Raw genomic sequence first — 23,850 nt, 5'->3', positions numbered from 1 at the left:
TGTGATACTCCCCTTTTTCCAATTATGCATTATTTATCTCTAATTGCTTCTGCAATCTAAGATCCTTAACTTTATTCCAAACCACGATTCCACCTGCAGCCACAATCAACAAGCCTTGAGGAATGATTCCTTCCCAAGTCGGATATATCGCCAATGCATCGATTGTCGTTATTCCGTTCATATCGGTTGCCGGAAGGAAACCCGCCAATTGCAAGCCGTGCACGCCCATCCCCGTAAACTTGAAGCACAGGTAGAACACCAAAATACTCGAGACCAAGAAGAACGGGCGAATAGGAATCTTGACGCCGACACGCAGGACGAGATACGAAACAACGACAAGGATCGCAACCGCGATTCCTACACCGGCCAATAGATCCACAATGTTTATGGAAGACGCCATACCAATCAGAAACAATACGGTCTCGGTACCTTCACGGAAAACGGCAAGAAACGCGAGAATCGCAAGCGACCATAAACTGCCCTTGGCGAGAGCTTTCGTGCTGCGGCTCTTAATATAATAATTCCATTGCGTGATGCTGGCGTTGCTATGAAGCCAGTAGGTCATATAGAGCAGCATGACAGCGGCGAATATACCCGTAAAACCGGCGATCATAAAGTTGTTGTTCCCGAAAGCGCCGGAAGAGAATAACACCTGAACGATAACACCTATTACTATGCTTACGGCTATGCCCATTGAAACGCCGGACCAGATCCATTTTTTCTTGTCCTCGTGGCCGGATTTCTTCAAGAAAGCAAGCAGAGCAACGACGACAAGCAAAGCTTCTAAACCTTCGCGCAACAGTATCGTTACGGCATCCAACATGTTATAGCTTGTTTTCAAAGCCAGCGGTTCTAAGTAATCAATCATCGTATTGAGCGTATGCTTGGCTTCTTCCGTTTTCGCAGGGCTGCTCGATAAATAGGAATAGCTAAGTACCATATCTCTCTCGGAGTCCGCATACGCTTTAGCTGACTGGGTTAGGACGATGCCTTCTACATCGAGCCAAGAGCCGCGAAACTGTTCGATGCTTGCTTTCGCTTCTTCGATATTGCCCTGATCGAGGTATTGCTTAGCTTCTTTCAGCAAAGCGATTACGGCAGTTAAATTACCGGATGGATTGTTGGCCGTTTTGTCGTCAGCTGCGTAATTCCCATCAATAAAACGTTGATTTATGTCCGCTTGCTCGGTTAAACCTTTGATCACGTTCTGGGATTGGACGGGATTTTGCAGCAATGCGAAAGCGATTCGCCCCATAACGTCTTCTATGTCTTTGTAGCTTGATATCGACTTGTCTTTAATGCCTTCTTCTATGGCGAACCATTGCTTCTTATACAATTCGAACTGTTCCTTCGCGCCTTCGATATCGTCTTTCTTAGCGAATTCAATAGCCTTTACGATATATTCATTCGCTTGTTTCAACTGATTCTCCGCAGACGGCGTATCCCCATAAACAAGAGAGACAGGGAATAATACGAACAAGCATAAGAATACAATTATCATTTTCGCCGGTTTAAACATGAAGCACCTCTTAGTTTAGAATCATTATAATTAAATGAGAATGATTATCATAGTTAATTACGAAATGTATCTTAACTGATTTCTTGGCACATTGTCAATCGGTTTTATGCACAAACTTAAATAAAGTTAGGCCGCTTCTCCTAGCTGCCAGTATAAGGATTGTTTAACAAGTCGATTCTAATATGTAACCTATAAATTACGAAAAATGAGGAGATCAGCCTGAATATTTTATTGGAGATTATAATAAGAACGATTGCCGCTTTTGTCTTAATTATGATCATTGCGAAAATTCTCGGTAAACACACCCTAACGCAAATGACTTATTACGACTTTGTTTTGTCTATTACCTTAGGGGCCATTACGGGAAATATCGCCTTTAACACCGCCCTCGGATCAGGGCATCTTACGGTGGCGCTTCTTACGTTTGGCGGTATTGCCTATATCGTCGCGTTAGTGACAATGAAAAGCCGAAAGTTAAGGAAATGGTTATCGGGTAAACCGACAATCGTAATCGAAAGCGGCAAAATTCTGGAAAACAACCTTAAGAAACTAAAGTTTTCAATAGATACTTTAGATCAAGAATTAAGGGAAAAAGAGATTTTCGACATCGAGGAGGTGGAGTACGCCGTTCTTGAGTTAAATGGAAAGCTGTCCGTGTTAAAAAAACAACAATATCGGCAAATTACGCAGAAAGATCTATTCAACCTAAGCAGCGCGCAAGCAAAGAAAAGCCAATTTCCGATCGAGCTCATCATGGATGGAGAAGTTGTCTCGGAAAATATGAAACACGACGGAATGAGTCCTGAGTGGCTTGCCCAGCAATTGAACGAAAGAGGTTTGGCCTTAGAGGAAGTTTTTTACGCGGTTAGAGGAACAAACGGGAGTTTGTTTTTCGATCTATACAAAGACCACATCAAACACCCCGTCGATCCGGGAAACGAGAAATCTAACTGAAACAAAAAGCCTCCCGAAATCTAGGGAGACTTGCGATGTTACCCGACGCTTAAAACGATATTAAAGGAAGCCGATTTGCTTCCATTCGCATTATCTACACTTTATTGTCGAGTTAATTCAATAAACTTATCGACAACACGGTCGATGAAGCGGAGGGTAGAATCGTCTACCAAACGCGACGTTGTTTCGTCAAATTTCAATCCAGCCGAACTAATATAGATCTCATTGCCTGCTGGCGGCAGAAGCTTAGCTTGAATACCCGGGCTTGCCAGAATCTCGCGCAGATGAAGCTGTGAACGAATCGTACCCATCATACCTGGAGAGACGCCCGCGGTCATGACCGGTTTGCCGATCAGCACTTTATCCACGCGCGACAGCCAGTCAATCGCGTTCTTGAGTACGCCGGGGACAGACCAATTGTATTCCGGGGTTATAATGAGCACCCCATCCGCTCGGGCAACTTTACCTAATAATTCTTTAACAGCTTGAGGCGGGTTTAATTCGATATCCTGGTCGAAAAACGGAAGAGATCGAATTTCGGCGATATCAAGATCCATTTTGTTAATGTAGCGTTCCTTCATCGTGTGAGCCAATTGCAAGTTGTAGGATCCTTGTCTTAAACTTCCGATCAGTACGGCGATTTTCAACAATTGGACACGACCTCTCATGTTGTATTCCGATATATCTAAATCTATTCTAGCATCGAAGGAACATAAGAGACAAACCCCTATTCAAATTTTACTCCCGGAGGCAGCAAACCTTGAATTCTATCCCTCAATTCGCGATCGTTGTGAAGCTCTTCGCTTAGAATCGCGACTATGCCGGAATCTTCCCGGGTACGGATCAAACGTCCAATGCCCTGTTTAAGACGAAGCAGCATATAAGGAAGGTCCACTTCTTCATAGGGAGAGGTTGCTTCCTGACGCCTAGCCATGAACACAGGATCCTGCGGCGGATAAGGAAGCGACCACACGATCACGTTCGACAACGAAGGTCCGGGAATGTCCAGTCCTTCCCATAAGCTTACAGCGCACAGCACGCTAGTCTCGTTTTGTTGGAAGGCCGAGATCAGATGGCTGATTTCGCGGTCACCTTCAAATCCGAAGCTTATGTCCTTGCACTGCGTGTAAGAAGGCAACGCCTCTTTGAATTGTGCCAGCTCTTCTTTGGACGGGAATAAGATTAAAGCTCGCCCTTCCGTTCGCGCAAGCAACTGGACGGCCGTTTTCATTTTCTCATCGAACGAAGCTCCATGAGTCCACTTAGGCGCAAGCACCTCCATGCGATTCTCATAGTCATAAGGGGAATCGACGCTGAACGATAAATACTTCTCTATACCTAGACTGTAGGCCAAATAATCGAAAGAACCGTTAACCGATAAGGTCGCGGATGAGAAAACGACAGGAATGTTTAATGCGAATACCCGCTCACGCAGCACTTCCTTGACGGCTTTCGGCATGATGACCAGAGTGAGCCCTGACGTGCTTTCGGTCACCCAACAGATCAGCGAGCTTGAATTTTGGAAAAGACTAAGCGCCTTCTGCATCATTTCCAAATGTTCCTCGACGATGCGAAGCTGATAGTCGTTCAAGGTGTAGAGCTCGCTTTCAAAAACCAACTCTTCCTCGATACCGTCAAGCACCTTGCGGAACAATGCCACTTCCCGCAAGAGGCGGTCATTCAGAATGATTTGTTTCCGATCTGAGCCGGGTATCGATTGACTCTGGCTCGCCAGAACTTCGAACAACAATTCGCTTCGTTCAATCGCTTCATCTATAAGAACGGCCAGCGACTCGCGAATTTCATTTTTCAACAATCGGGTAACCAGCTCTTCGAATATATCGTGTTTGATCCGGTAGGTTAACGCCTTCTGAGCCGCGGACTCGAGCAAATGGCCTTCGTCGAACACGACGGCGCAATGATCGGGAAGCAGCGGAAGCTGACCTTCTCGCTTGCGCCCCTCATAAGTCCAAACATGTTCCATATAGAAGTCATGGGAGCAAATAATCAAATCCGTCGATTGCCGATAATGTTCACGCGATAACGTCTGCCCGCAGCGATGCCGTTTCTCGCAAACAAAACAATCCTGGAACGAATCCCAGCTGATTCTGTTCCATTGCGTATCGTTTAAATGCGGATATTGCTTCCGATCCCCATATGCGTAGAAGGACTGCATGCCCTCGCTTCGATGGACAAACGCGGGAAGCTCTTCGTATAGTTCCTTATAGAGGTCAACATCCTCATAATCCGTTCTTGCATTATCCAGCTTTACCAAGCATAGATAGCGATCTTGGGATTTGCCTAATCTAGCGTCAATAGCCAAGCCCAGATGCTCGGTCAGTTTCGCCAAATCCCCTTCCGGCTTGACAAGCTGTTCGATTAACGATTCGTCCGCGCAGGCGATAATCGCCGGCTTGCGGGTGTAACGGGCATAACAGATCGCATACAATAAATAGACAAGCGTCTTGCCGGTACCAACCCCCGCTTCCGCGAAAATCGTTTGCTTCTCCGCGAACGCCCGCTCCAACTGGAAAGCCATATAAATTTGCTCGTCACGCACCTCGAAACCAGCTTCGGGCAACAGGTCGTAAAACACGTCCGCGATCCATTCCCCTACTTGCTGCAAAAACGGCTTAGAATGCTCATATTCAAAAGGATAACGACTCAATGTGATTGTGCCTCCACGAAATCTTGTTGTGACATTATCACATGATCGTCCCGCAATTGCAAAGCGAAATTCATTTTACCAATAATTGAAGCTAGGTATCGTGACTCTTATTGATTAGGATAGAGTGAGTCCATCTTTATTCTATGAGAAAAGAGTTGCCCACGTATGAATCGCTTATATGCCATCGGGAGAACGATGGTTGCCTTTATATTATTATTTACCGTGTTCAATCATAACCCTAGAGCGTCAGCAGCCGGAACGCAACTGCCTTTCGACGACATTTCGGATAATTTCGCTACTGAGGCGATTGTCCATCTCACTAAGTTGAACCTCATCAACGGGACCGGCAATCGGAAATTCGAACCTTACAAAGCCATTTCGCGCGCCGAATTCATTGCCCTTGTTGACCGATTGCTCGCTATAACCCCGGTGTCCAGTGCCATATCTCCTTTCTCGGATGTCCCGAAAACGGCTTGGTACTATGAATGGGTTCAGCCCGCCGTACAATTAGGTATTGTTCAAGGAACTTCGCCTTCTCGATTCGAGCCCGATCGCTCTGTTACCCGCGAGGAAGCTTCCGTACTGATGACCCGCGCGTTGAAACAGAAGGTCGGAATCCCTATCGATGTCGATACCCTCTACCTCGATCAAGATTTAATTGAAGCATGGGCGCTTCCATCCGTGTATCATCTTCATCAACTCGGACTTATGGAAGGAGCCAGCGGAAATTTCCGTCCCCAAGCCCCCATTTCTAGGCAGGAAGCGGCTGTTCTCTTGAACCGAGTATTGACGAGGTCAGGTTGGTCGGAACAAATTCATGCGACGCCCGCGCCTAAGATTCAGTTAGGCTGGCAGTATGGTCAAACAACCAAACAATTCGAGCAGCAGATCACGCAATCCCATGTAAACACGTTGTCTCCTCGTTGGTTTTTTCTTGGAAAAGCGGGTACCGTGGAAAATCAAATCGATCCTTCGCTTCTCCCATGGGCGCACAAGTTGGGAAAGAAAGTATGGGCGATGGTCGGCAACCACTCCGATCAATTGCTCACCCATCAGATGTTGTCTTCTACAGACCAAAGAAAAACGTTCATTCAGAACTTATCGGACATCGTCCGCAATAATGGCATTGACGGATTAAACATCGACTTTGAGAATGTTAGGCCGGAAGACCGTAATTACTTCACTCTTTTCGTCGCGGAGTTGGCCAAGCAATTGCATGCTATCCGAGCCGTGTTATCCGTCAACGTATCTCCCGATTTCGGATCCGATTGGACGGAGGTTTTCGATTACGCCGAATTGGAGAAGTACGCTGATTATATTGTTCTCATGGCATATGACGAGCACTGGGGCGGGGATGCGGAGGCTGGATCGGTTTCCTCCCTTCCCTGGCTACAGAAAGGTTTGGAAACTTTAATGACTCAAGTGCCTGCTAGCAAGGTAATTCTTGCTCTGCCTCTTTACACTCGCGATTGGTATTCGAACGCGACGAGCATGACTTCCTCCGCTGAGTGGAGTCTTCTCCAACAAAATTCCCTGGTGCAATCCCATGTAATAAAACCCGTTTGGAACGATTACCTTGGACAATATTATGCCTCATACCGCAGCCAAAACATGCAGCACCAGCTTTGGTTGGAGGATGGGCGTTCGTTAACCCTTAAAGCGTTATTGGGCGAAAAGAATTCCATCGCAGGTTATGGTTACTGGTATATGGGCGGGGAAAGCATTGATATTTGGGCGAGTTTGCGTAATGTTATGAAGTTTAGCTCTTACCATTTTTCTTGAGTCAATAAGAGTTTCATGTGGAGTTTCTCATCGTATTATCATAATCGAAAGAATGCCATAGGGAGACAAGGTAATCTGGACCGTCTAGTAAATGCTGGATAAAAAAGATGTGTTATGGTTGTCTCAGGTGATCAGCATCAACCAAATCTTACGATCATCTAGGAGGCAATTATGAATTCAATTCCTAAAAGCCGTTTCGGTAAACTATTAGTCGGTACCACCTTAAGTCTTACGATCGCTTTTTCCGCAGGTGCAATGTTTACGAATGCTCATTCGGCTTATGCCGCTACTGCAAGTGCTTCGATCGCGGATAATGTAATTGCGACAGGCAAGCAATTTCTAGGAGTACCTTATCAATTCGGAGCCAAATCGAACAGAACCGATGTGTTTGATTGCTCTTCGTTTACGCAATATGTGTTCAAACAGAACGGTATAAGTATTCCCCGTTCATCCAAACAACAATCTAATGTTGGTACTTTCGTGCCTAGAGATCAATTGCAGCCGGGAGATCTGATTTTCTCGGATACAAACCGGGATGGCGTCATTAATCACGTTAGTCTTTATATCGGAAACGGCCAGCTTCTTCACACTTATAGAGTTGGCATCGGCGTTACGATTTCCAAATTTGCAGGCAGCACATGGGACCGGACTTACGTGACGGCACGTCGGGTGCTTCCTTCGAATGGACAACCTGTAGTAGTTACTCCGCCGACAAGCACTCCGCCGACAACTATTGCGAATCCTGCACCGCAACCCGGCAAAAAAGCGGTCAAGCACCCTGTGAGCCATCGACACTCTAATCGCGACAACCAAGAAGGCGAGCATTAAGAATAAAAATCCGCTTTTGACTTTACGTCGAAAGTGGATTTCTTCTGTATTGTCCAAACCAAAGGCCTAACCGTAGGATCTTCATTGGTACTTAGACATTCTCTTTATACCATGGATTTAAATGGACCAACACTTCTTCAACATTGGGATGCTGATTCATAATCGATTGTTTAATGAGCCTAGAAATATCGTGTCCTTCTTGAACACTTAATTCCGCCGAAACACCGACTCTCACATCAACAATAACGTAATGTCCGTGGTCTCTTGCACGAATTCGGTCTATGCGTTTAACTTCCGGGACTGATTTGACTAGGTTGATGAACGCATTCATTTTGTCCATATCGACATTCTTTTCCATTAAAACGCCAACCGAAGTCTTCCCAATATGAACAGCCAGCTTTAATACAAAATAAGCGACGACAATCCCCGCAATTGGATCACCATAGGAAAGAAAAGCAATATGATAATAATCACCAATCAAAGCTAAACCGATACCGATTACTGCCGCAATCGAAGCATATACATCGGCAAGATGATCGTAGGCCGTTGCAATCAAACCGTTACTGTTCGTCTTTTTCCCAATTGACATCGTATAAACGTAAAGCACTTGCTTCAAAATCAAAGAAAACGCCGCAGCGATCAGGGCAATAAAAGTTGCTTTGTGCGGAGGCTCAAAAAGTACCGTTACAGAATGGTACCCCATATAGATTGCAGCCATCGCCAAAATAATGGCAACTATACCTGCGCCCACAACTTCTGCTTTTCCGTGTCCGTAAGGATGATCTTCATCCGGAGGTTGCTTAGATACACGCATGGAGCTGAGTGCCGCTCCGGTAGCAACCACATCCCCTGCATTGTGAACGCCGTCAGCAATCAATACCGGACTATTGAATAATAAACCCACAGCAAATTTGATTACGGTTAAAACAATGTTGCTGATTAAACTGATCCAAATGGCAAAAGCTGACTGTTTGTTTTCTTTGCTCATTACTAATTCCCCCTAACATAATTATTGCCCAAAGGAAACAAAAACCCTTGACCAGTTTGGTCAAGGGTTGGGCAATTTTTTACTATTGATACTGACGCAATTGGCATTCGGATCACCACATTCATTGTTAATAAACTACACAGCGTTTACTATACCACATCTTTTGCTTTTTTCAAGCCTTCCTTTTTAAGACCCGTTTCCGATTACACGCTTCCATAGATGAAAATAAGTGTCATCATAACTAAGACGATAACAGATAGTAATAGAGTTTTTTGTTTAAAAAACGGAATACGGATTGGAGTTTGAGGATCAATCAATTGCTTTAGCCGATAATTAACAGATTCATTAACAAAATGAACTCCATATCCTTGGGATTTAACCTGATTATTCTTCAAAACTGCAAGTAGAACTTGGGCAAGCTGTATCTCGCTTCCCATATGATATATAGCAAAACGGTCCGCAAGCAACTCCATCCAAATTTTATAATGATGGACTAAACTCTTCATAATCGGAAGAAAGGCTAAGCTTTCAGCAATCATGGTTAATATCAACAATTGCAGGGGATGGCGAAACTTGCTATGGTACATTTCATGAAAGAGAATAGCTTCCATCTCTTGATCATTAAATCGTTCTATTAATCCGCTGGAAAGGATAACTCTCGGTTTGATTAAACCTGCTGTCATGGCAATAATCGAGGAATCCAGAATAACCTCAATCCGCAGATTTTCTTTATTGAATTTCTTGATAAAACGTTTTGTCATTTCAGGGTTACTCTTCGAGTCAATATAAGTCTTCCACTTCTTATATAATTTCACTTGTTGAATCAGTTGCCTGCAGAGCATAATAATCGAAAATAGAATAAGACCATTAAGTAAAGGCTCAAACAATAAATGGTTTGATAATATATCCGCAAATATTGCGGCGAAAACTCGGAACAAATTAGACTCAAATGGAATGTCACGAATTTGATGAAAAACATTATAGCCCAATTGAATGATAACCAAATTCCCGATGATGGCGATCCAAAATAAAGCAAGGCTCGGCTGGCGTGGCATTTTCAGCATGGTTGCTCTCATGACTTTTTCTTCAACTCATTCAGTTTTTGCTCGAGACGCAAAAGTAAATCCGGATCCGCTTTATCCATATTATCGACGAGATGACTTACCATAAGAGATCCAAAGTCTTCAACCAAACCATCCGTTACAACTTTCGTTTGCTCCAGTATGAACTGTTCTTTATTCTGAACTGGAGAAAAAAAAGTGAGTCTCGTTCGGCCCTTGCCACTTGAATCTTTTATCAAATGTCCTTTATCGGTTAAGCGACCCATGACGGTCATAACTGCATTTAACGAAATTCCGTCTTCTTTTTTTAATGATTCATGAACTTGCTTGATTGTAAGCTTTTCTTTTTCCCAGAGCACTTTCATAATTTTGGCTTCCAATGAACCAAAAAAACGATTTAAGCCCTCCTCATTTAAATGAATCGACTTTACTTTCAATGCTTATTCCCCCATCACCGCTTTTCATCCATTTTATCATGGGAAATTGGTAATCCGTTAGTTAAAATAACGGAGAGAAAGGACGAGGTCGCCTCTTCTCTCCGCCCATATTAAGAATTACTTAATCAAATCGATCGCTTCTTGAGGTACGAATGTTCTCTCTCCGTTGTATACAACAACATTCTTTAATTTAATCGTTTTACCGTTTAGTACGGCTATGTTTTTATAAACAGGGAGTTTGAGCGTGTTTGAACCTTTTTTGACTACGACAACCGGATTGTTTACATCCGTTTGATCCAACTCAAAGCTTGCACCTTTCGCGGTATAGGCTTCCTTGGCGGAAACAAAAAGCTTCTTCGTCGTTTGTGCAAGATCAACTCCAAGTACGCGAGCCATGTATTTCGCAAGATCCGTATTTTCCACCACACCCATCAATCGATCTTGTGTTGGAGAATACGTATATAGAACAACTTCCCCGCCTGTATGTCCGCCAGTTGTCCATCCGATTTTGGCTCTTTTGCTGATAAGGGGGCCGACGACATAGTTCAAGCTGCCTGGCTTGGCGTCTTTGATTGATTTGATTTCTTCCTCTGTCAATCCGGTAATGCCGAAATACTGTTCCATAACTTCCAGAATGTTTGATCTGTCGGCGTTTAATTTGCTTTCAAGACCTTCTCCGGTCATTTTCGCCTTTTTCAATGGATCGATGAACGTGGACAATGGCTCTTTATCGTAGCCTTTGGTCGTTTCTGCATTACCGATTGTTATTCCGCCGTTGCCATGATCAGAAGATGCAATGATAGCCGTATTTTGGTTTTTCTTTGCAAAATCAAGCGCTGTTTTGACGGCATCGTCAAAGGCAAGAACGTCGCTGATAATACCGGTCGGGTCGTTGGCGTGTGCAGCCCAATCAACCTTGCTGCCTTCCACCATCAGGAAAAACCCGTTTTTATTCTTGGACAACACTTCAATCGCTTTGGAAGTCATTTCGGCGAGGCTAGGTTGTTCCGCCGGATTGCGATCCATATTGTATGACAATGCTGCTGGGGCGAACATTCCCCACAATTTATTCGATTTCGACGCTTTCATCGCTGCAGGCGTCGTCACATAATCATAACCGAGATTTTTGATCTCTTTGAGCAGGTCTTCTTTATCTTTGCGGGCATCTGCGCCGAAAAACTTGCTTCCCCCACCTAATACAACATCGATGCCTTGATATACCTGTTGCTCGCTTATCGCATCGTAGTTGGAACGATCCGGGTAATGCGCGCTGAAATCCGCTGGTGTCGCATGCATGATCTCGGAGGTGGAGATAATTCCTGTAGATTTACCGGCTAATTTTGCCGCTTCGAGAACATTGGCAACCGGCGTCTTCTCGTCTCCCGGTTTAATGGGGGCCACTCCCGGCATGTCCGCTTTATCGGGAAGAACCCCTACGTACCCGGTATGAGATTTAAATCCCGTTGAAAAAGCGGTGCCTGCAGGAGCGGAATCGGCGATTGCTGCATCCGCCGAATAGGTACGTACCAGACCGCTGGCCATTGAATCCAACGCTAACGGAGTTCCGCCCTTATACCATCTGGCTAATGTCGTTCCGTCAATACTCATTCCATCGGGAATCAAGATAATTACATTTTTAATAGCCGGTTTGGTTTCTTTTTCACTCTTCGCGAATACTGCACCGCTCATTGATGATACCAATCCGAGAATAAGTGCGATACTAAGCAGTAAAACCAGACGTTTTTTCAAATACATTTTGTGTTTTCCTCCCTTAGAACATTGTTATAACGAGATAATGAGTCCATTTGTTTACTTTGAAGAAATTTGTATGGTATGGGTGCTTGGGTTAAAATCCAAGCTTACACTAGCAACTTTTCCGACAAATTATAGCGGAACCATGGTATAGCCATTTACGATTATGGGTGCTGTTTTCAGTTGATTGTATTGCCGTTTTGAACCACGCTGGATGTGTCGATCGTAATCTTTGTTTCAATATTATCCCTTTTCATAGTAAGTGAACCCGTTGATTAATCGCTACTTACACCAGCACTTTTGCCACACTCAAATCGCTAAATCCGTTGAGCTCCTCGACCTTTCTTTAGACGGGCAGCCGCTTGTACACCTTGAAGAACGATTCGATGCGCTGTTGCTCGAAAACCGGCAGATCGACACTCGTCTTGATGTTGTCATATGTCGGTTTCATTGAATACCTCCTTCGCTGTATTAGGATTCTTTTATACTACAGTCTGTTTGTTAATTAAATGTTATGGGAATGTGAATTGAACATATTTATTCATTTGAAAATAAAGTTATTTGAATATCAAGTGTTTCAGCGACGAACAACAGACCCAATGGGCGTGAATGTATTCTCATCTGTGGAGTGGTGGTCGTTCATCCATCCCATTCGCTTATACAAAAACCCTTGACCAGTTTGGTCAAGGGCCGGGCATTTTTTACTCTGGGAGGAGTTGTACTTTATATCCGAATCACCACATCAAACCTTAATCAACAAGTCGAATGGGATTCATTTCATATTTAGCAGGCTTTTAAGTTAACCGAATAGATCCCCGAAAACGTCGAGAACAGTCGTTTTTTTCTTTTTCTTATGGTTGTTTCGATCGTGATCATCATGGTCATCATGATGATTACGGTCGTCATCATTGTAATGATCAGACTTACGATGCTCATTCGATTCTTGGTTGACCTCTCGAATACCTGACATAAGTTTGTCAAGTTCTCCACGGTCGAGCCAAACTCCTTTGCAATCCGGACAAATGTCAATCATTACACCCATCTTTTCAAACTCACGCATTCTCACATTATTGCATACAGGACAATTCATTGAAATTCCTCCCTTGTATGATTTGAAATCAATAACAAACATTTTTATCATTATTGAATCAACAGTTCCATCGTACACGAACTTCGAATCTTGTTGATTCATTCGTTTGGATCATGTTTGGCTACCCAATTGAAGGCTGATGTACTATCCGGCATTTTGAAGGCTTCGCATCAACAGGAAGACTGTCCAATTGACTGTGAAGGAGGAGAAAAGAACGTATCACGATTTTCTCCGCTTCATTGGAATCGTTCATCATCGAATGAACCAAAGTATAGGCAGAATCCATATACATATCGACCAGATCACCAAAGGCTTCTCGGTGTCCTTTTTTTTGCAAGTTTAAACAAATAACGTTCCATCTTTGGAGTCATCATTATGTAAAACCCCTTCCCCCCGATGATCAAGGAAATACTCCGATACAAATCATAAAGTGTCTCTTCACTAATCTCCAGAATCAGTTACTTGTTTGGGGTTGGATCAGACTCTCATGTTCAGGTTCGATATGAATCATAACCGTAGGATTGTAAAGCACCTCTTGGATATCTTTTTCTATTCGATCGCATAGATTATGTGCGATTTCAATTTCGGTATTGGAAGGTACCACAAGATGAAAATCAATATATTCTTCCGGTCCGGATCTTCTTGTTCTGAAGTTGTGATATTCAATAAACTCATCCTTGTACGAATCGATAATTTCGCGAACTTTCCTTTCCTCTTCTTTTGATAATCGCGTATCTAATAAAGGCATAAATGATTCCTTACCCAGTGAGACGGCTTCTTTCATGATGTAAACGGCAAGTGCAATCCCGATCAGCGGGTCCAATATATATAAATCGGTCAAACTCACAAGCAATAGACTGACAGCTACCCCCAACGAAGTATACACATCGGTCAAAAGATGCAAAGCATTGGATCGCATCGCTACAGACTGCATTTTTTCCCCTGCACGTTTGACGACCCTCCCTACTATCAAATTAATTCCTGCTCCAACCAACATCACGACAACTCCCAACAAAGGTAAATGGATCGGTTCAGGATGAAGGAGTTTTTTAACCGATTCGTAGATGATCCAAATTCCTGCAACGAATATAAGCAAAGTTTCTACCGTACCGGATACATTTTCAAACTTGCCGTGGCCGTATGGGTGATCTCTATCGGGCGGTCTGGATGAAATTCTGACTGAGAAATAGGCAATAACAGATGCCATTAAATCAAGTAAAGAATGAATCGCCTCCGAAATAACGGCGACTGAACCTGTTACAATACCGACAACCAGTTTAAGTAATACGACAAAACTATTGCTCAGAATGGATAAACCAGCTATTTTAGTTGATTGCAATAAGACCTCTCCTTTTGTAAAAATACAAGTTGGTTCTTCCTTGTAGCTATATTAGCTGACGAAGATCGTGTGGGTCTAGAGAAACAGTTTTAGTCTACTTCTAAAAGATAGGTTTTGGTTTAAAGTGTTGTATGGACGAAACTCTGAATCCGAAACCAATGCGATTTGTGATCTTGAGAGATACCGGCACATTCATACTTTCATCCCTGGGAGAGCGACAGTTTGCTCTCGCAAGGGTTGCTAAAATGAGCTGCTTGCCTCGTCGGCAAAAATACCGCGGTAAGGGCTATAAAGTTGCTTCAAAAATTAAAATGCAATTCCAATTGTCAAAAAATCCGCCGGTTGATGATCAACCGGCGGATTTTATAAAAACATAAAGATTTTACTACAGTTTATTTTTCATTGAATCGGGGACTGTCATAGAAAAATCAACGAATACCATGATGTTTTCCTAAAACCCAAATGAGGACATCCGACATTGCTAACTTTAGAGAGTGTTGGATGCTTCAACTCAAGTTTGCTGCATTAAATTCCGCCAACCTCCAACGTGCGTTATATCTTCCGAATATTCAGCCGCATAAGCCTCGCAAGTAAAACCGGGTATTTCCGTGCCGTCCTCTATTTCGACTTTGCCGATCCCGAGGGGAGCAGGAATTGCGGCAGTAAAACTCCCGAACGATTCGAGCGGCATCTCCCATACTTCCAGTTGAATCGCCGCTCCTCCTGCCGATTGCTTGATCATTCCAGGTTTAGCCGGGGTGGTTGGCAGCTTCACGAATTGATACTTCGCAGCCGACATCGTTTCACGAACGAATTTCGCTCCACAGGCAATCATTTGCTTCTCTAATGGGAAGCCACGCATATGCAAACCGCAGACGGCTATTAGCGTTGTCTTAGGTTCGGAAGCTTGTGCGGGTTGTTGCGGGATAACGGATCCATGAGCGAATAGATTCGCAGCTCCAACGATCAAATCTTCTTGATCCGATAGCGCGAATAGCGTTATTCCGAAAGGCAATCCGGGAGCGGCATCCTCACCTGGGATCGCAATCGCGCATAGATCCAGCAAGTTGCAATGGTTCGTATATTTGCCCATGTCGCGGTTCGTCCCGATTGGATCCTGTCTTACTTGTTCTCGGCTCCATGTGCCTCCGCAGGTAGGCAAAACGAGAACGGCGTCCTTGAGCATTCTGCGGGTTTCCATCTTATAAGCTTGAAGCTCATGAATAGCGCGAAACACGGTTGCGGCTTGATATTTATCGCCTGCTCCGTTACGCAGAATAGCCTCCGTTACTGGAAAAGCAACGCCGGGATGGGCTTCAATGAAATCGCCAAGTGCCGCCCACCGTTCTGCAACCCACGGTCCCTCGTACAGAATTGCGGCCGCTTTCGCGAATAAATCAAGATCAACGTATTCAATGGGGATGTTCAAGCTCTTGCAATGTTCGACCGCTTGTTGCCATGACGCGCGATATAGTTCGGCGTAAGGTCCGTAGAATTCCAGTTCACCTAACGGCAAGACAAGCTTCGCCGGTAAATGAGGTTTGGGCATAACAATAAGCCGAGACCATGGATCCGTTAGTTCTATTCCTCTTACGGCTCTGTCAACGGTTAGGGCTTCTTCCGTATTGCGAGCGAACACCGTAACGCAGTCCAAGCTGGCACATGCCGGAACTACGCCTTTCGTTGACCAGGCACCCAGACTTGGCTTATACCCGACCAGCTTATTGAGGGCAGCGGGTACGCGACCGGATCCGGCTGTGTCCGTGCCTAGTGAGAATACGGCTTGACCGCGAGCGACGGCAACGGCCGACCCCGCGCTGGACCCTCCGCTAATCAACTCCTCTTTCAAGGAGTTATGGGTTTCACCATAAGGGCTCCGGGTTCCGACCAGACCGGTTGCGAATTGGTCCAGGTTGGTTTTTCCCATCGGTATAGCTCCTGCGGCAATCAGCCTTGCCACGACAACCGCGTGTTCGCTCGGTGTATAGGCGTATTCCGGACATGCTGCCGTTGTAGGTACTCCGGCTAAATCAATATTATCTTTAATCGCGAATGGAATTCCCCATAATGGAGTTTGATTCGGATCAAGGGCGGCAAGTCGATCTAAGTAAGGTTGGATAAGTTCAAGCGTTGGCGGCGTAATCCAAATATTCATGCCGCGGTCTTCCTCGGCCCGACGTATCAATTCCGTCACGACTTGTTTGGGCGTTATTTTCCCAGCAGCATAATTTTCTTTGAGCCAAGCAGCCGTTAGATCGATCGGTATGAACAGGTTGTCGCTCATAAGCTTACTTCCTCTCTTACGCTTGACTTCATAATGCTAACGAGCAATTGTCCAGCTTGCACGCCGTCCCCCGGCTTCACATAAGCCGAATGAACATAGCCGTCGCAAGGGGCTTGCAACGAAAATTCCATCTTCATGCTCTCGACGATAATAAGCGCATCGCCTTTCTTGACTTCCTGACCCGGACTTGTGATTACTTTCCATACGCTGCCCGGAACCGAACAACGAACGGCTGCGGCGCCTTCGGGAATTTCTTCTTCGATGGTTTCTTTGGCAGGTTCTTGTTCCGATACGTATTCCGCCAATCCGAGCGCCTTCCAGCTTTCTCGTTCGCCTTGGAAAGCCGCCTGCTGAGCATTGCGAAACGTCTGCGTGCTGTCTTCTATGGAAGTCAAAAATTGCAAATACTCCCCTAAGTCAAAAGTCGTTTCCGTAATATCAGCTTCATAACGTCCACGAAGGAAGTCTTCGCGGAGATTCATGAGTTCCTCGGCTTCCACCGGGTAAAATTGAATCTGGTCAAAAAATCTTAACAGCCAAGGCTTGCCGGGCTGGAAGCTTTCCGTTGAACGCAGCCGATTCCACATCTGGATCGTGCGACCGACGAACTGATAACCGCCCGGTCCTTCCATCCCATAAATACACATATAGGCCCCGCCGATTCCGACGGCATTTTCCGGCGTCCATGTACGTGCCGGATTATATTTCGTCGTAACTAGACGATGACGAGGATCGATCGGAGTAGCGACGGGCGCTCCGAGGTAGACATCGCCAAGGCCTAGAACGAGATAGTTCGCGTTGTATACGATCTCTTGTACTTCCTCCAAGCTCCCAAGTCCATTCATGCGGCGGATGAATTCCAGATTGCTCGGGCACCAAGGGGCATCCGGGCGTACATTTTGCTGGTAGCGATCGATTGCGAGCTGAGTTGCCGGATCGTCCCAAGACAAGGGAAGACGAACGATACGCGAAGGTACGCGGATAGATTCAAGCGGCGGAAGCTGTCTGTCTATTTTCAATACAAGTTGACTTGCTTCGAGAACGGTCATTCGCGATGGATCGATATGGATTTGCAACGATCTGATTCCCGGAGTCAAATCCATTACCGGAATATCGGTGTTGGATTGGATCGCTAGCATTAAGGCGTGTACTTGAAATCTTAATAGTAGGTCCAATTCCATGCTGCCATACTCGACGAGCAAATTCTGGTCTCCGCTGCAACGGATCGTGATCGGAAAACGGCGATTATCCGTTTCATGAATAAGCACCGGATATGCGGGAGTCCAAATTCGTTCCGATGGGCTGTCGCTGCCGCCTGCGACCGGAAATTCGCTTTCTTTGCCCTCGCCAATAGCCCGAAGCGATTGCTCTTGCATGTCGCGCAAAGTTTGGGCGTCATCAAGCGTCAGCAGCCTAAACCGCACTTTATCGCCGGGATGCAATTGACCGATTTTCCAGAACTCAACGGAAGCCGTAGTGACGGGACAGACAAATCCGCCGAGGCTAGGGCCGTCTGGGCCGAGCAGGATCGGCATGTCTCCGGTAAGGTCAAGCGTGCCTATTGCGTAGGCATTGTCATGAATGTTAGAAGGGTGAAGGCCGGCTTCTCCCCCGTCTTCCCTGCTCCAGCTTGGAGCTGGCCCGATAAGCCTGACGCCGGTACGGGAGCTATTGAAATGCACTTCCCACTCCGTCTCCGTTAATTGGGTCAAATATTCGGGAAGAAGAAACTCTTCCGTGCAATGAGGACCTGGAATAACGCCAATGGTCCATGGCTGGGAGAAAGTCGGACGGTAGACCGGGTCTAACTGCCTCAGCTCCGAGGGCCCCTTTAATTCTCTCCCTCCTCTAACCCTTAACACGTCTCCCGTACGGAGCGCCCGGCCGCCATGCCCGCCGAATCCGCCAAGCGTAAAAGTCGATGAACTTCCCAATATGCGGGGCATATCGAATCCGCCAGCAACGAGTATATAAGTGCGCATTCCCTTCGCGGCTTCACCGAAGCTCAGCACCTGTCCGCGTTTAGCGAGAATAGGTTGATACAAGGGAATCGGAGACTCATCTAACTCCGCTTGCATATCGGCGCCAGTAACGCAGAACCAAACGTCTTGTCGGAACCGGTAAGAGCCGCCGCGAAGCGTTAATTCGAGCCCTGGCGCGGAATCCGCGTTGCCCAGCAGCTTATTGCCGATCCGGAACGAATACGGGTCCATCGGCCCGCATGGCGGTACGCCAACGTCCCAATGACCGGTTCTTCCCGGCCAATCCTGTACCGTCGTTTGAACACCGCCGTCCATAACTTCAATCGCGGATTCGGTAGGATCGAATGCATTTAACATCTGAGTGTATACGAGCCCATCCTTAAAGCTATCCTCTTGAACCAAAGCTTGAATGTATTGGAGATTAGTCGTTAATCCATATAGACGCGTTTCTTCGAGCGCGTGTGTAAGCTTAGCGATCGCATCCGCTCTATCCGTACCATGAACGATAATCTTGGCGAGCATTGGATCGTACAGAGTCGTCACGTTAATACCATCGCGAACCCATGTCTCGATCCGCGCTTGCCGAGAAAACTCAGCCTTGTCTAATTGACCGGCGCTCGGGCGGAATTGATGGAAACAATCTTCCGCGTAAATTCTCGCTTGAAGACTGTGCCCTTTAGCCAATGGAACTAATGAAGCTAAATCACGAAGCTCATCAGCAGCCTCCCGAACCATCCATTCGACCAAGTCGATGCCAAGCACTTCTTCTGTAACGCCATGCTCGACTTGAAGTCTCGTATTCACCTCAAGGAAGTAGAAGGAGTAAGTTTCCGGATCATATAGAAACTCCACCGTCCCCGCGCTCCGATACCCGACTTCTTCCGCCAATCTCTTTGCCGATGAGAGCATAGCCTCCCTTACTTCAGAAGGGAAATTCGGTGCAGGGCTTTCCTCGATCACCTTCTGATTGCGACGCTGAACGGAGCAATCCCGTTCGCCGAGCGCGACGACTTCTCCGAATTGATTACCGAAAATTTGAACTTCAACGTGACGGGCACGAGCGATGTATTTCTCAAGGAATACGCCGCCGTTCTTGAAGTTGGTTTCGGCCAAATGACACACCGCTTCGAAAGCCGAACGCAGCACTTTCTCGTCCGGACAGACGCGCATACCGATTCCCCCGCCGCCTGCCGTACTTTTCAGAATGACCGGATACCCTATTCGTGCCGCTTCGCTGACCGCGTCTTCCAATCGATCGATAAGCGCGGTGCCGGGAAGCATAGGTACGCCTGCCTTCTCGGCGATCTCGCGCGCGGAATGCTTTAAGCCGAACATCTCCATTTGCTCAGCGGTCGGACCGATAAAATGAATGCCGTGTTCCTTGCATGCACGCGCAAACCCCGCATTTTCGCTTAAGAAACCATAACCGGGATGTATCGCTTGCGCTCCGGTTTGGATTGCCATTTGCAATATAAGATCCATATCCAGATAACTGTCCTTGGCAGGTCCGTCTCCTATAAGGATGGCTTCGTCAGCTTGATCAACATGAAGACTATCTTGATCGGCTTTCGTATAAACGGCAACGGATTGAACTCCGAGCTTGCGCAGCGTACGTTCGATGCGTACGGCGATGGCTCCGCGGTTGGCGATTAATATTTTATGGAACATGATGACCTCTCCTCTCCCAGCTGATTATTCATCCCAAATGAGAAGTTGGATCGGCGTTGGGTTGTAAGCGTTGCAAGGATTATTCAATTGAGGGCAGTTGCTGATAAGGACCATCGTGCGGCTATGCGATTGAAGCTCCACGTAGCAGCCGGGCGCGGATACGCCATCGGCAAACGTAAGTCCGCCTTCCGACGTGACGGGCACGTTCATGAAAAAGTTAATGTTCGGCGCAAGATCGCGTTTCGTGTAATTTCCGTTCCCATGTTTGGCTAGCTGAAGCATAAAAGTATCCCGGCAATTGTGCATCGACAGTTTCTCATGCGCGTAACGAACCGTATTGCTCTGTGCCGAGCATGAACCGCCGATCGTGTCGTGCCGACCGCAAGTATCCGCAACGATCGTAAGCAATGGTTTGCCCGATTCCGCGCGAAGGACGGATCCCGTCGTTAAGTAAATGTTGCCTTGCCCCGTAATCGTCTGAACCGCGCTATAGTGGTCTTCCGGTTTGCTCGCATCGTAGAACAACGTATCGGCAGCTTGATTGCCCTCAAGGTCTACGATTCTAAACACCTGGCCTGGCTTTAGCTCATACATCCATCCGTCTCCTGCGGGAATGGTCACGTCATATATGGCATCCTCCGTTATACGGGGGCTCTCCACTCGATTAAATGCAGCCATGTTGATTCCTCCTTGGATCATTCGAATGTATTTTTATAAGTTAAGCAGCGATTGATAAGTCCACGTATTCTCGAATGCGCGGCGATTTTCCGGACGGTGATTGACGCACTCGTCTGAGCCCACGTCTACCGAAGGAGCTGTTTCAATTTCGATTCTCACCGGGACAGAAGGGTAAGTCGTGCTCGGATCCAGCAGGTTCGGCGTATTCGATAACACGAGCAGAATGTCCATCTCCGTACGTAAAGTAACCGTCGCGCCTTGAGGGCAGTGATTCGGGCCGAAGTGCATGACCCCGTTGTCGTCGCAATACACTTTGGAGAAAAGATTAACCGCAGGAGCCAAATCACGGACGCCCAAGCCGTTTCTTATCAGCTCGACTGTAAAGTTTTCTTCCCCGCTTCGCAGCCACTCGTTTCGCATCTGTTGATAGGTCGTCGTACCGTACTTGTCATCCGTTGCCTTACGTGATGTGTATCCGCTAATCGTATCGTGCCAGCCCACTTGATCCTCCACAAAGCTAGCCATTGCAAGTCCGTTATCGCTCATCATTATGTTCCCTTTGGTTAACCGGGCAGTATACTGCGCTTTTAAGGTGTCCGGCATGTTATACCGCTCGCTCAGATCGTAGGCGTTATACATGAGCAGCGATACGTTAGCGCCGCTTTCCAGTGCCGTAAACCGAATTAATTTGCCGCCGCTGATCTTCCCCGACCATTTGCCTCCAGGCAGCATCGTTGTGCTCCATAAATTATTCATCGAATAACCTCCTCAAGTAAAAATGGATATAACGAAAAGCCCGGGAGAATGTCTCCCAGGCTTTTATCCTTCCGTGTCTATAAGGCAGAAGTCCAACAACGATGAACGAATCCCTTATCCCCATCTCTCGGACCAGCTTGACGGAATGTCAACGGAACCCTAGACGGTTTTTTGTTCCCATAGTATGTTAGGAAACCTTTATTAAATTGTGGATTACGAGCTGACTTGAACCTAATTATAGCTCCTCGAGTATAAAAGTCAATATATATGTGAGGTATTATTACATAAGCGAATGACCTAGGACGTGAAAATAAAGTCATAGACTGCAGTTGTTTTATTCAGCTATCGTTGCCCGTTAGTTGAATCAAGATATTTTGAAGTTCATTATCTACTGAAATCTTTGAAAACTGTATTTTTAATTTCAGGCCATTCCGACATAATTATACTATAGTAAACATCATCTCTCGTTTCACCAGATGCGTTTATGTAATTGCTTCTAAAAATTCCTTCCTGTTTGGCTCCGAGTTTTAGTACGGCTTTTTGTGATCTTATGTTTTCTGTATCTACACTAAATTGAACTCGATTAAAGTCCAATATTTCAAACACATATCGCAATAACTCATATTTCGAAGCCTTGTTAATACCTTTACCTCTAAATGCAGCTCCGTACCAAGTCCATCCTATTTCAAGTCTCTTACTGTGGAACATAATGTTTCCGAAGCATGTTGATCCAGCGACTTGACCTGATGCCTTGTCAATAACGATAAATGGATAAGATATTTTCTCCTTACGACTCAATAGAGTCATTCTAATGTAGTTCTTTAGATCCTCATCAGTAGCGATGTGATTTCCAGAATACTTCGTAATTTCCTTGTCGAACATGATCTTGCGTAGGCCCTCTTCATAGTCTCCAATGAACCTCCCCTACTTACGCTTCGCTAAGAAGTAGGGGTTTCTTACCAGCCATACCGGTACTTTCTGCAAGCAAATAGGTTGGCTACTTGCTTTCGCTGCTGGCAGCGGAAATCTAACGGCAGGGTTCAGTAAGCAACACTTTTGCAAGTGGGTGGGAACTCACCATCTACTACTTCTCGCTAAGCGATCCGTAGATACTTTATCGTTTGCGTTTCGCCCAAATATCGGATATCTCCATGCAGGTGCTTGGACAAAATTCCTTTGCTGCCGTGAATATCCCGGTGTTCGTTATAGCCGCACGAACATTTGTAATTTCTTGTAGAAGTCTTTTTTCTTCTACCGCAACAAGGACATTGTTGACTGGTATAGCTCTCATCTATCGTTCTCACGCTTGTTCCCTGTTCTTCAAGCTTATATGCCAGCTGCTTCTGAATTTTGCCAAAACTCCAATTGGACAACTTTTGCGTAGCAGTCTTTCTTTTCTTCTTTTTCGTGTTGCGCTGTACGCCTTCCACTTCGCCGACAACCACTTCTTTTACCTCATTTTCCTTACACCACTCTGCGAATTGCTTTGTTGTTTTGTGGATGACATCATTCAACTGGCGCTCGCTTTTACTGAGAATGTACATCTTAGCTCTATTGTACTTTTTCCATTGCCGACTGCCTTTTTTGCATTTGCTCATCTGCTTCTGAAGCTCGGCCAGCTTCTTGTTTCGGAGTCTGTGGATGCTTCTTGCTTTTCTTCCCGTGATTATGATCGACTTGTTTTCGGTGGTTGTCGCCGCGATGGAGTGGATTTCACCCAGATCAACGCCTGCGACTTGGTTGCCTTGGTTTACTGAAACCGATCTTCCGTCATCATAGCTCATCGAAACCATGAGTTTTCGGTCAAATACAAGCTCAATTTCCTTGATGTCTGCATCAGGCAAGTCTGGAACGGTGATTCTGATCGGCTGCAGGCGCTTACCGTTCTGAATACCCAAACTTAAGGTTAGGGTGTTGCCCTCTATTTTGAACGATTCGTCTACCCATTTCGTGTTGAAGTGTTTTTTGTTCTTGTACGGGTATTTATTAGCCAAACCTTGGTTTTTGGCTTGTTTCGCGCTGTCTCTGGCAAACAGATATTTGTGGCACACCGCTTGAACAGAT

The 23,850-nt window shown here is 45.9% G+C and carries 18 protein-coding genes and 1 riboswitch; of the genes, 3 read left to right on the top strand and 15 right to left on the bottom strand.

What is annotated here, in order from left to right; translation table 11 throughout:
* Nucleotides 1-22 precede the first annotated feature (22 nt).
* Entirely contained in the window at nucleotides 23-1,519 is a 1,497-nt protein-coding gene (locus tag K7P76_RS32600) for an FTR1 family iron permease (protein WP_232190274.1), read from the bottom strand.
* A 231-nt stretch (nucleotides 1,520-1,750) separates the two neighbouring features.
* On the opposite strand from K7P76_RS32600, the gene K7P76_RS32595 reads away from it, so the two are divergent.
* On the top strand, nucleotides 1,751-2,473 hold the full coding sequence (locus tag K7P76_RS32595; protein ID WP_232190273.1) for a DUF421 domain-containing protein: 723 nt from the start codon (nucleotides 1,751-1,753) through the stop codon (nucleotides 2,471-2,473).
* Between the two features lie 101 nt (nucleotides 2,474-2,574).
* Here K7P76_RS32595 and K7P76_RS32590 read toward each other — a convergent pair whose 3' ends face one another.
* Nucleotides 2,575-3,120 carry an NADPH-dependent FMN reductase gene (locus K7P76_RS32590; protein WP_232190281.1) on the bottom strand — a complete coding sequence of 182 codons (546 nt, stop codon included), beginning with the start codon at nucleotides 3,118-3,120 and terminating at the stop codon, nucleotides 2,575-2,577.
* Nucleotides 3,121-3,200: 80 nt separating this feature from the next.
* Nucleotides 3,201-5,141, bottom strand: a complete 1,941-nt coding sequence (locus K7P76_RS32585; RefSeq protein ID WP_232190272.1) for an ATP-dependent DNA helicase — start codon at nucleotides 5,139-5,141, stop codon at nucleotides 3,201-3,203.
* A gap of 165 nt (nucleotides 5,142-5,306) precedes the next feature.
* Between K7P76_RS32585 and K7P76_RS32580 the strand changes: the two genes are divergently transcribed.
* Together K7P76_RS32580 and K7P76_RS32575 are read left to right on the top strand one after the other, a co-directional pair.
* A complete protein-coding gene (locus tag K7P76_RS32580) occupies nucleotides 5,307-6,923 on the top strand; it encodes an S-layer homology domain-containing protein (RefSeq protein WP_232190271.1) in 1,617 nt (538 codons plus the stop codon).
* 171 nt (nucleotides 6,924-7,094) lie between these two features.
* Nucleotides 7,095-7,751, top strand: coding sequence for a C40 family peptidase (locus tag K7P76_RS32575; protein ID WP_232190270.1), 657 nt, complete (start codon nucleotides 7,095-7,097; stop codon nucleotides 7,749-7,751).
* Between the two features lie 91 nt (nucleotides 7,752-7,842).
* Here the strand turns inward: K7P76_RS32575 and K7P76_RS32570 are convergent, their stop codons facing one another.
* The 12 genes from K7P76_RS32570 to K7P76_RS32515 form a co-directional block, all read right to left on the bottom strand.
* Nucleotides 7,843-8,739: a cation diffusion facilitator family transporter gene (locus K7P76_RS32570; protein WP_232190269.1), complete on the bottom strand. Its 897-nt coding sequence runs from the start codon at nucleotides 8,737-8,739 to the stop codon at nucleotides 7,843-7,845.
* A gap of 203 nt (nucleotides 8,740-8,942) precedes the next feature.
* The gene (locus tag K7P76_RS32565) at nucleotides 8,943-9,815 is read right to left on the bottom strand and encodes a M56 family metallopeptidase (protein WP_232190268.1); all 873 of its coding nucleotides are present in this window, start codon (nucleotides 9,813-9,815) and stop codon (nucleotides 8,943-8,945) included.
* Complete coding sequence (locus tag K7P76_RS32560) at nucleotides 9,812-10,237, bottom strand: BlaI/MecI/CopY family transcriptional regulator (RefSeq protein ID WP_232190267.1); 426 nt, start codon at nucleotides 10,235-10,237, stop codon at nucleotides 9,812-9,814. Before K7P76_RS32560 ends, K7P76_RS32565 begins: the two co-directional genes overlap by 4 nt.
* 117 nt (nucleotides 10,238-10,354) lie before the next feature.
* Nucleotides 10,355-11,992 carry an alkaline phosphatase gene (locus K7P76_RS32555; protein WP_373692553.1) on the bottom strand — a complete coding sequence of 546 codons (1,638 nt, stop codon included), beginning with the start codon at nucleotides 11,990-11,992 and terminating at the stop codon, nucleotides 10,355-10,357.
* 796 nt (nucleotides 11,993-12,788) lie between these two features.
* Nucleotides 12,789-13,079, bottom strand: a complete 291-nt coding sequence (locus K7P76_RS32550) for a TFIIB-type zinc ribbon-containing protein (protein WP_232190266.1) — start codon at nucleotides 13,077-13,079, stop codon at nucleotides 12,789-12,791.
* Between the two features lie 454 nt (nucleotides 13,080-13,533).
* Nucleotides 13,534-14,418, bottom strand: coding sequence for a cation diffusion facilitator family transporter (locus tag K7P76_RS32545; RefSeq protein WP_232190265.1), 885 nt, complete (start codon nucleotides 14,416-14,418; stop codon nucleotides 13,534-13,536).
* Between the two features lie 511 nt (nucleotides 14,419-14,929).
* The gene (atzF, locus tag K7P76_RS32540; RefSeq protein WP_232190264.1) at nucleotides 14,930-16,702 is read right to left on the bottom strand and encodes an allophanate hydrolase; all 1,773 of its coding nucleotides are present in this window, start codon (nucleotides 16,700-16,702) and stop codon (nucleotides 14,930-14,932) included.
* Nucleotides 16,699-20,352, bottom strand: coding sequence for an urea carboxylase (gene uca, locus K7P76_RS32535; protein ID WP_232190263.1), 3,654 nt, complete (start codon nucleotides 20,350-20,352; stop codon nucleotides 16,699-16,701). The genes atzF and uca overlap by 4 nt, the downstream gene beginning before the upstream one ends.
* A gap of 24 nt (nucleotides 20,353-20,376) precedes the next feature.
* Nucleotides 20,377-21,030 carry an urea amidolyase associated protein UAAP2 gene (locus tag K7P76_RS32530; RefSeq protein WP_232190262.1) on the bottom strand — a complete coding sequence of 218 codons (654 nt, stop codon included), beginning with the start codon at nucleotides 21,028-21,030 and terminating at the stop codon, nucleotides 20,377-20,379.
* 33 nt (nucleotides 21,031-21,063) lie between these two features.
* Entirely contained in the window at nucleotides 21,064-21,786 is a 723-nt protein-coding gene (locus tag K7P76_RS32525) for an urea amidolyase associated protein UAAP1 (RefSeq protein ID WP_232190261.1), read from the bottom strand.
* A gap of 50 nt (nucleotides 21,787-21,836) precedes the next feature.
* A riboswitch (guanidine-I (ykkC/yxkD leader) is annotated at nucleotides 21,837-21,960 on the bottom strand.
* 210 nt (nucleotides 21,961-22,170) lie between these two features.
* Entirely contained in the window at nucleotides 22,171-22,701 is a 531-nt protein-coding gene (locus K7P76_RS32520) for a GNAT family N-acetyltransferase (RefSeq protein ID WP_349403262.1), read from the bottom strand.
* Nucleotides 22,702-22,880: 179 nt separating this feature from the next.
* Nucleotides 22,881-23,850, bottom strand: a 970-nt coding sequence (locus tag K7P76_RS32515; RefSeq protein WP_232190259.1) for an RNA-guided endonuclease InsQ/TnpB family protein, incomplete at its 5' end; no start/stop codon positions are given.

Source organism: Cohnella silvisoli, assembly GCF_021190915.1.
In the GTDB taxonomy this organism is placed as follows: domain Bacteria; phylum Bacillota; class Bacilli; order Paenibacillales; family Paenibacillaceae; genus Cohnella; species Cohnella silvisoli.
Note: the sequence above shows the minus strand (reverse complement) of the source record. Positions and strands in the feature narration are given on the sequence as shown.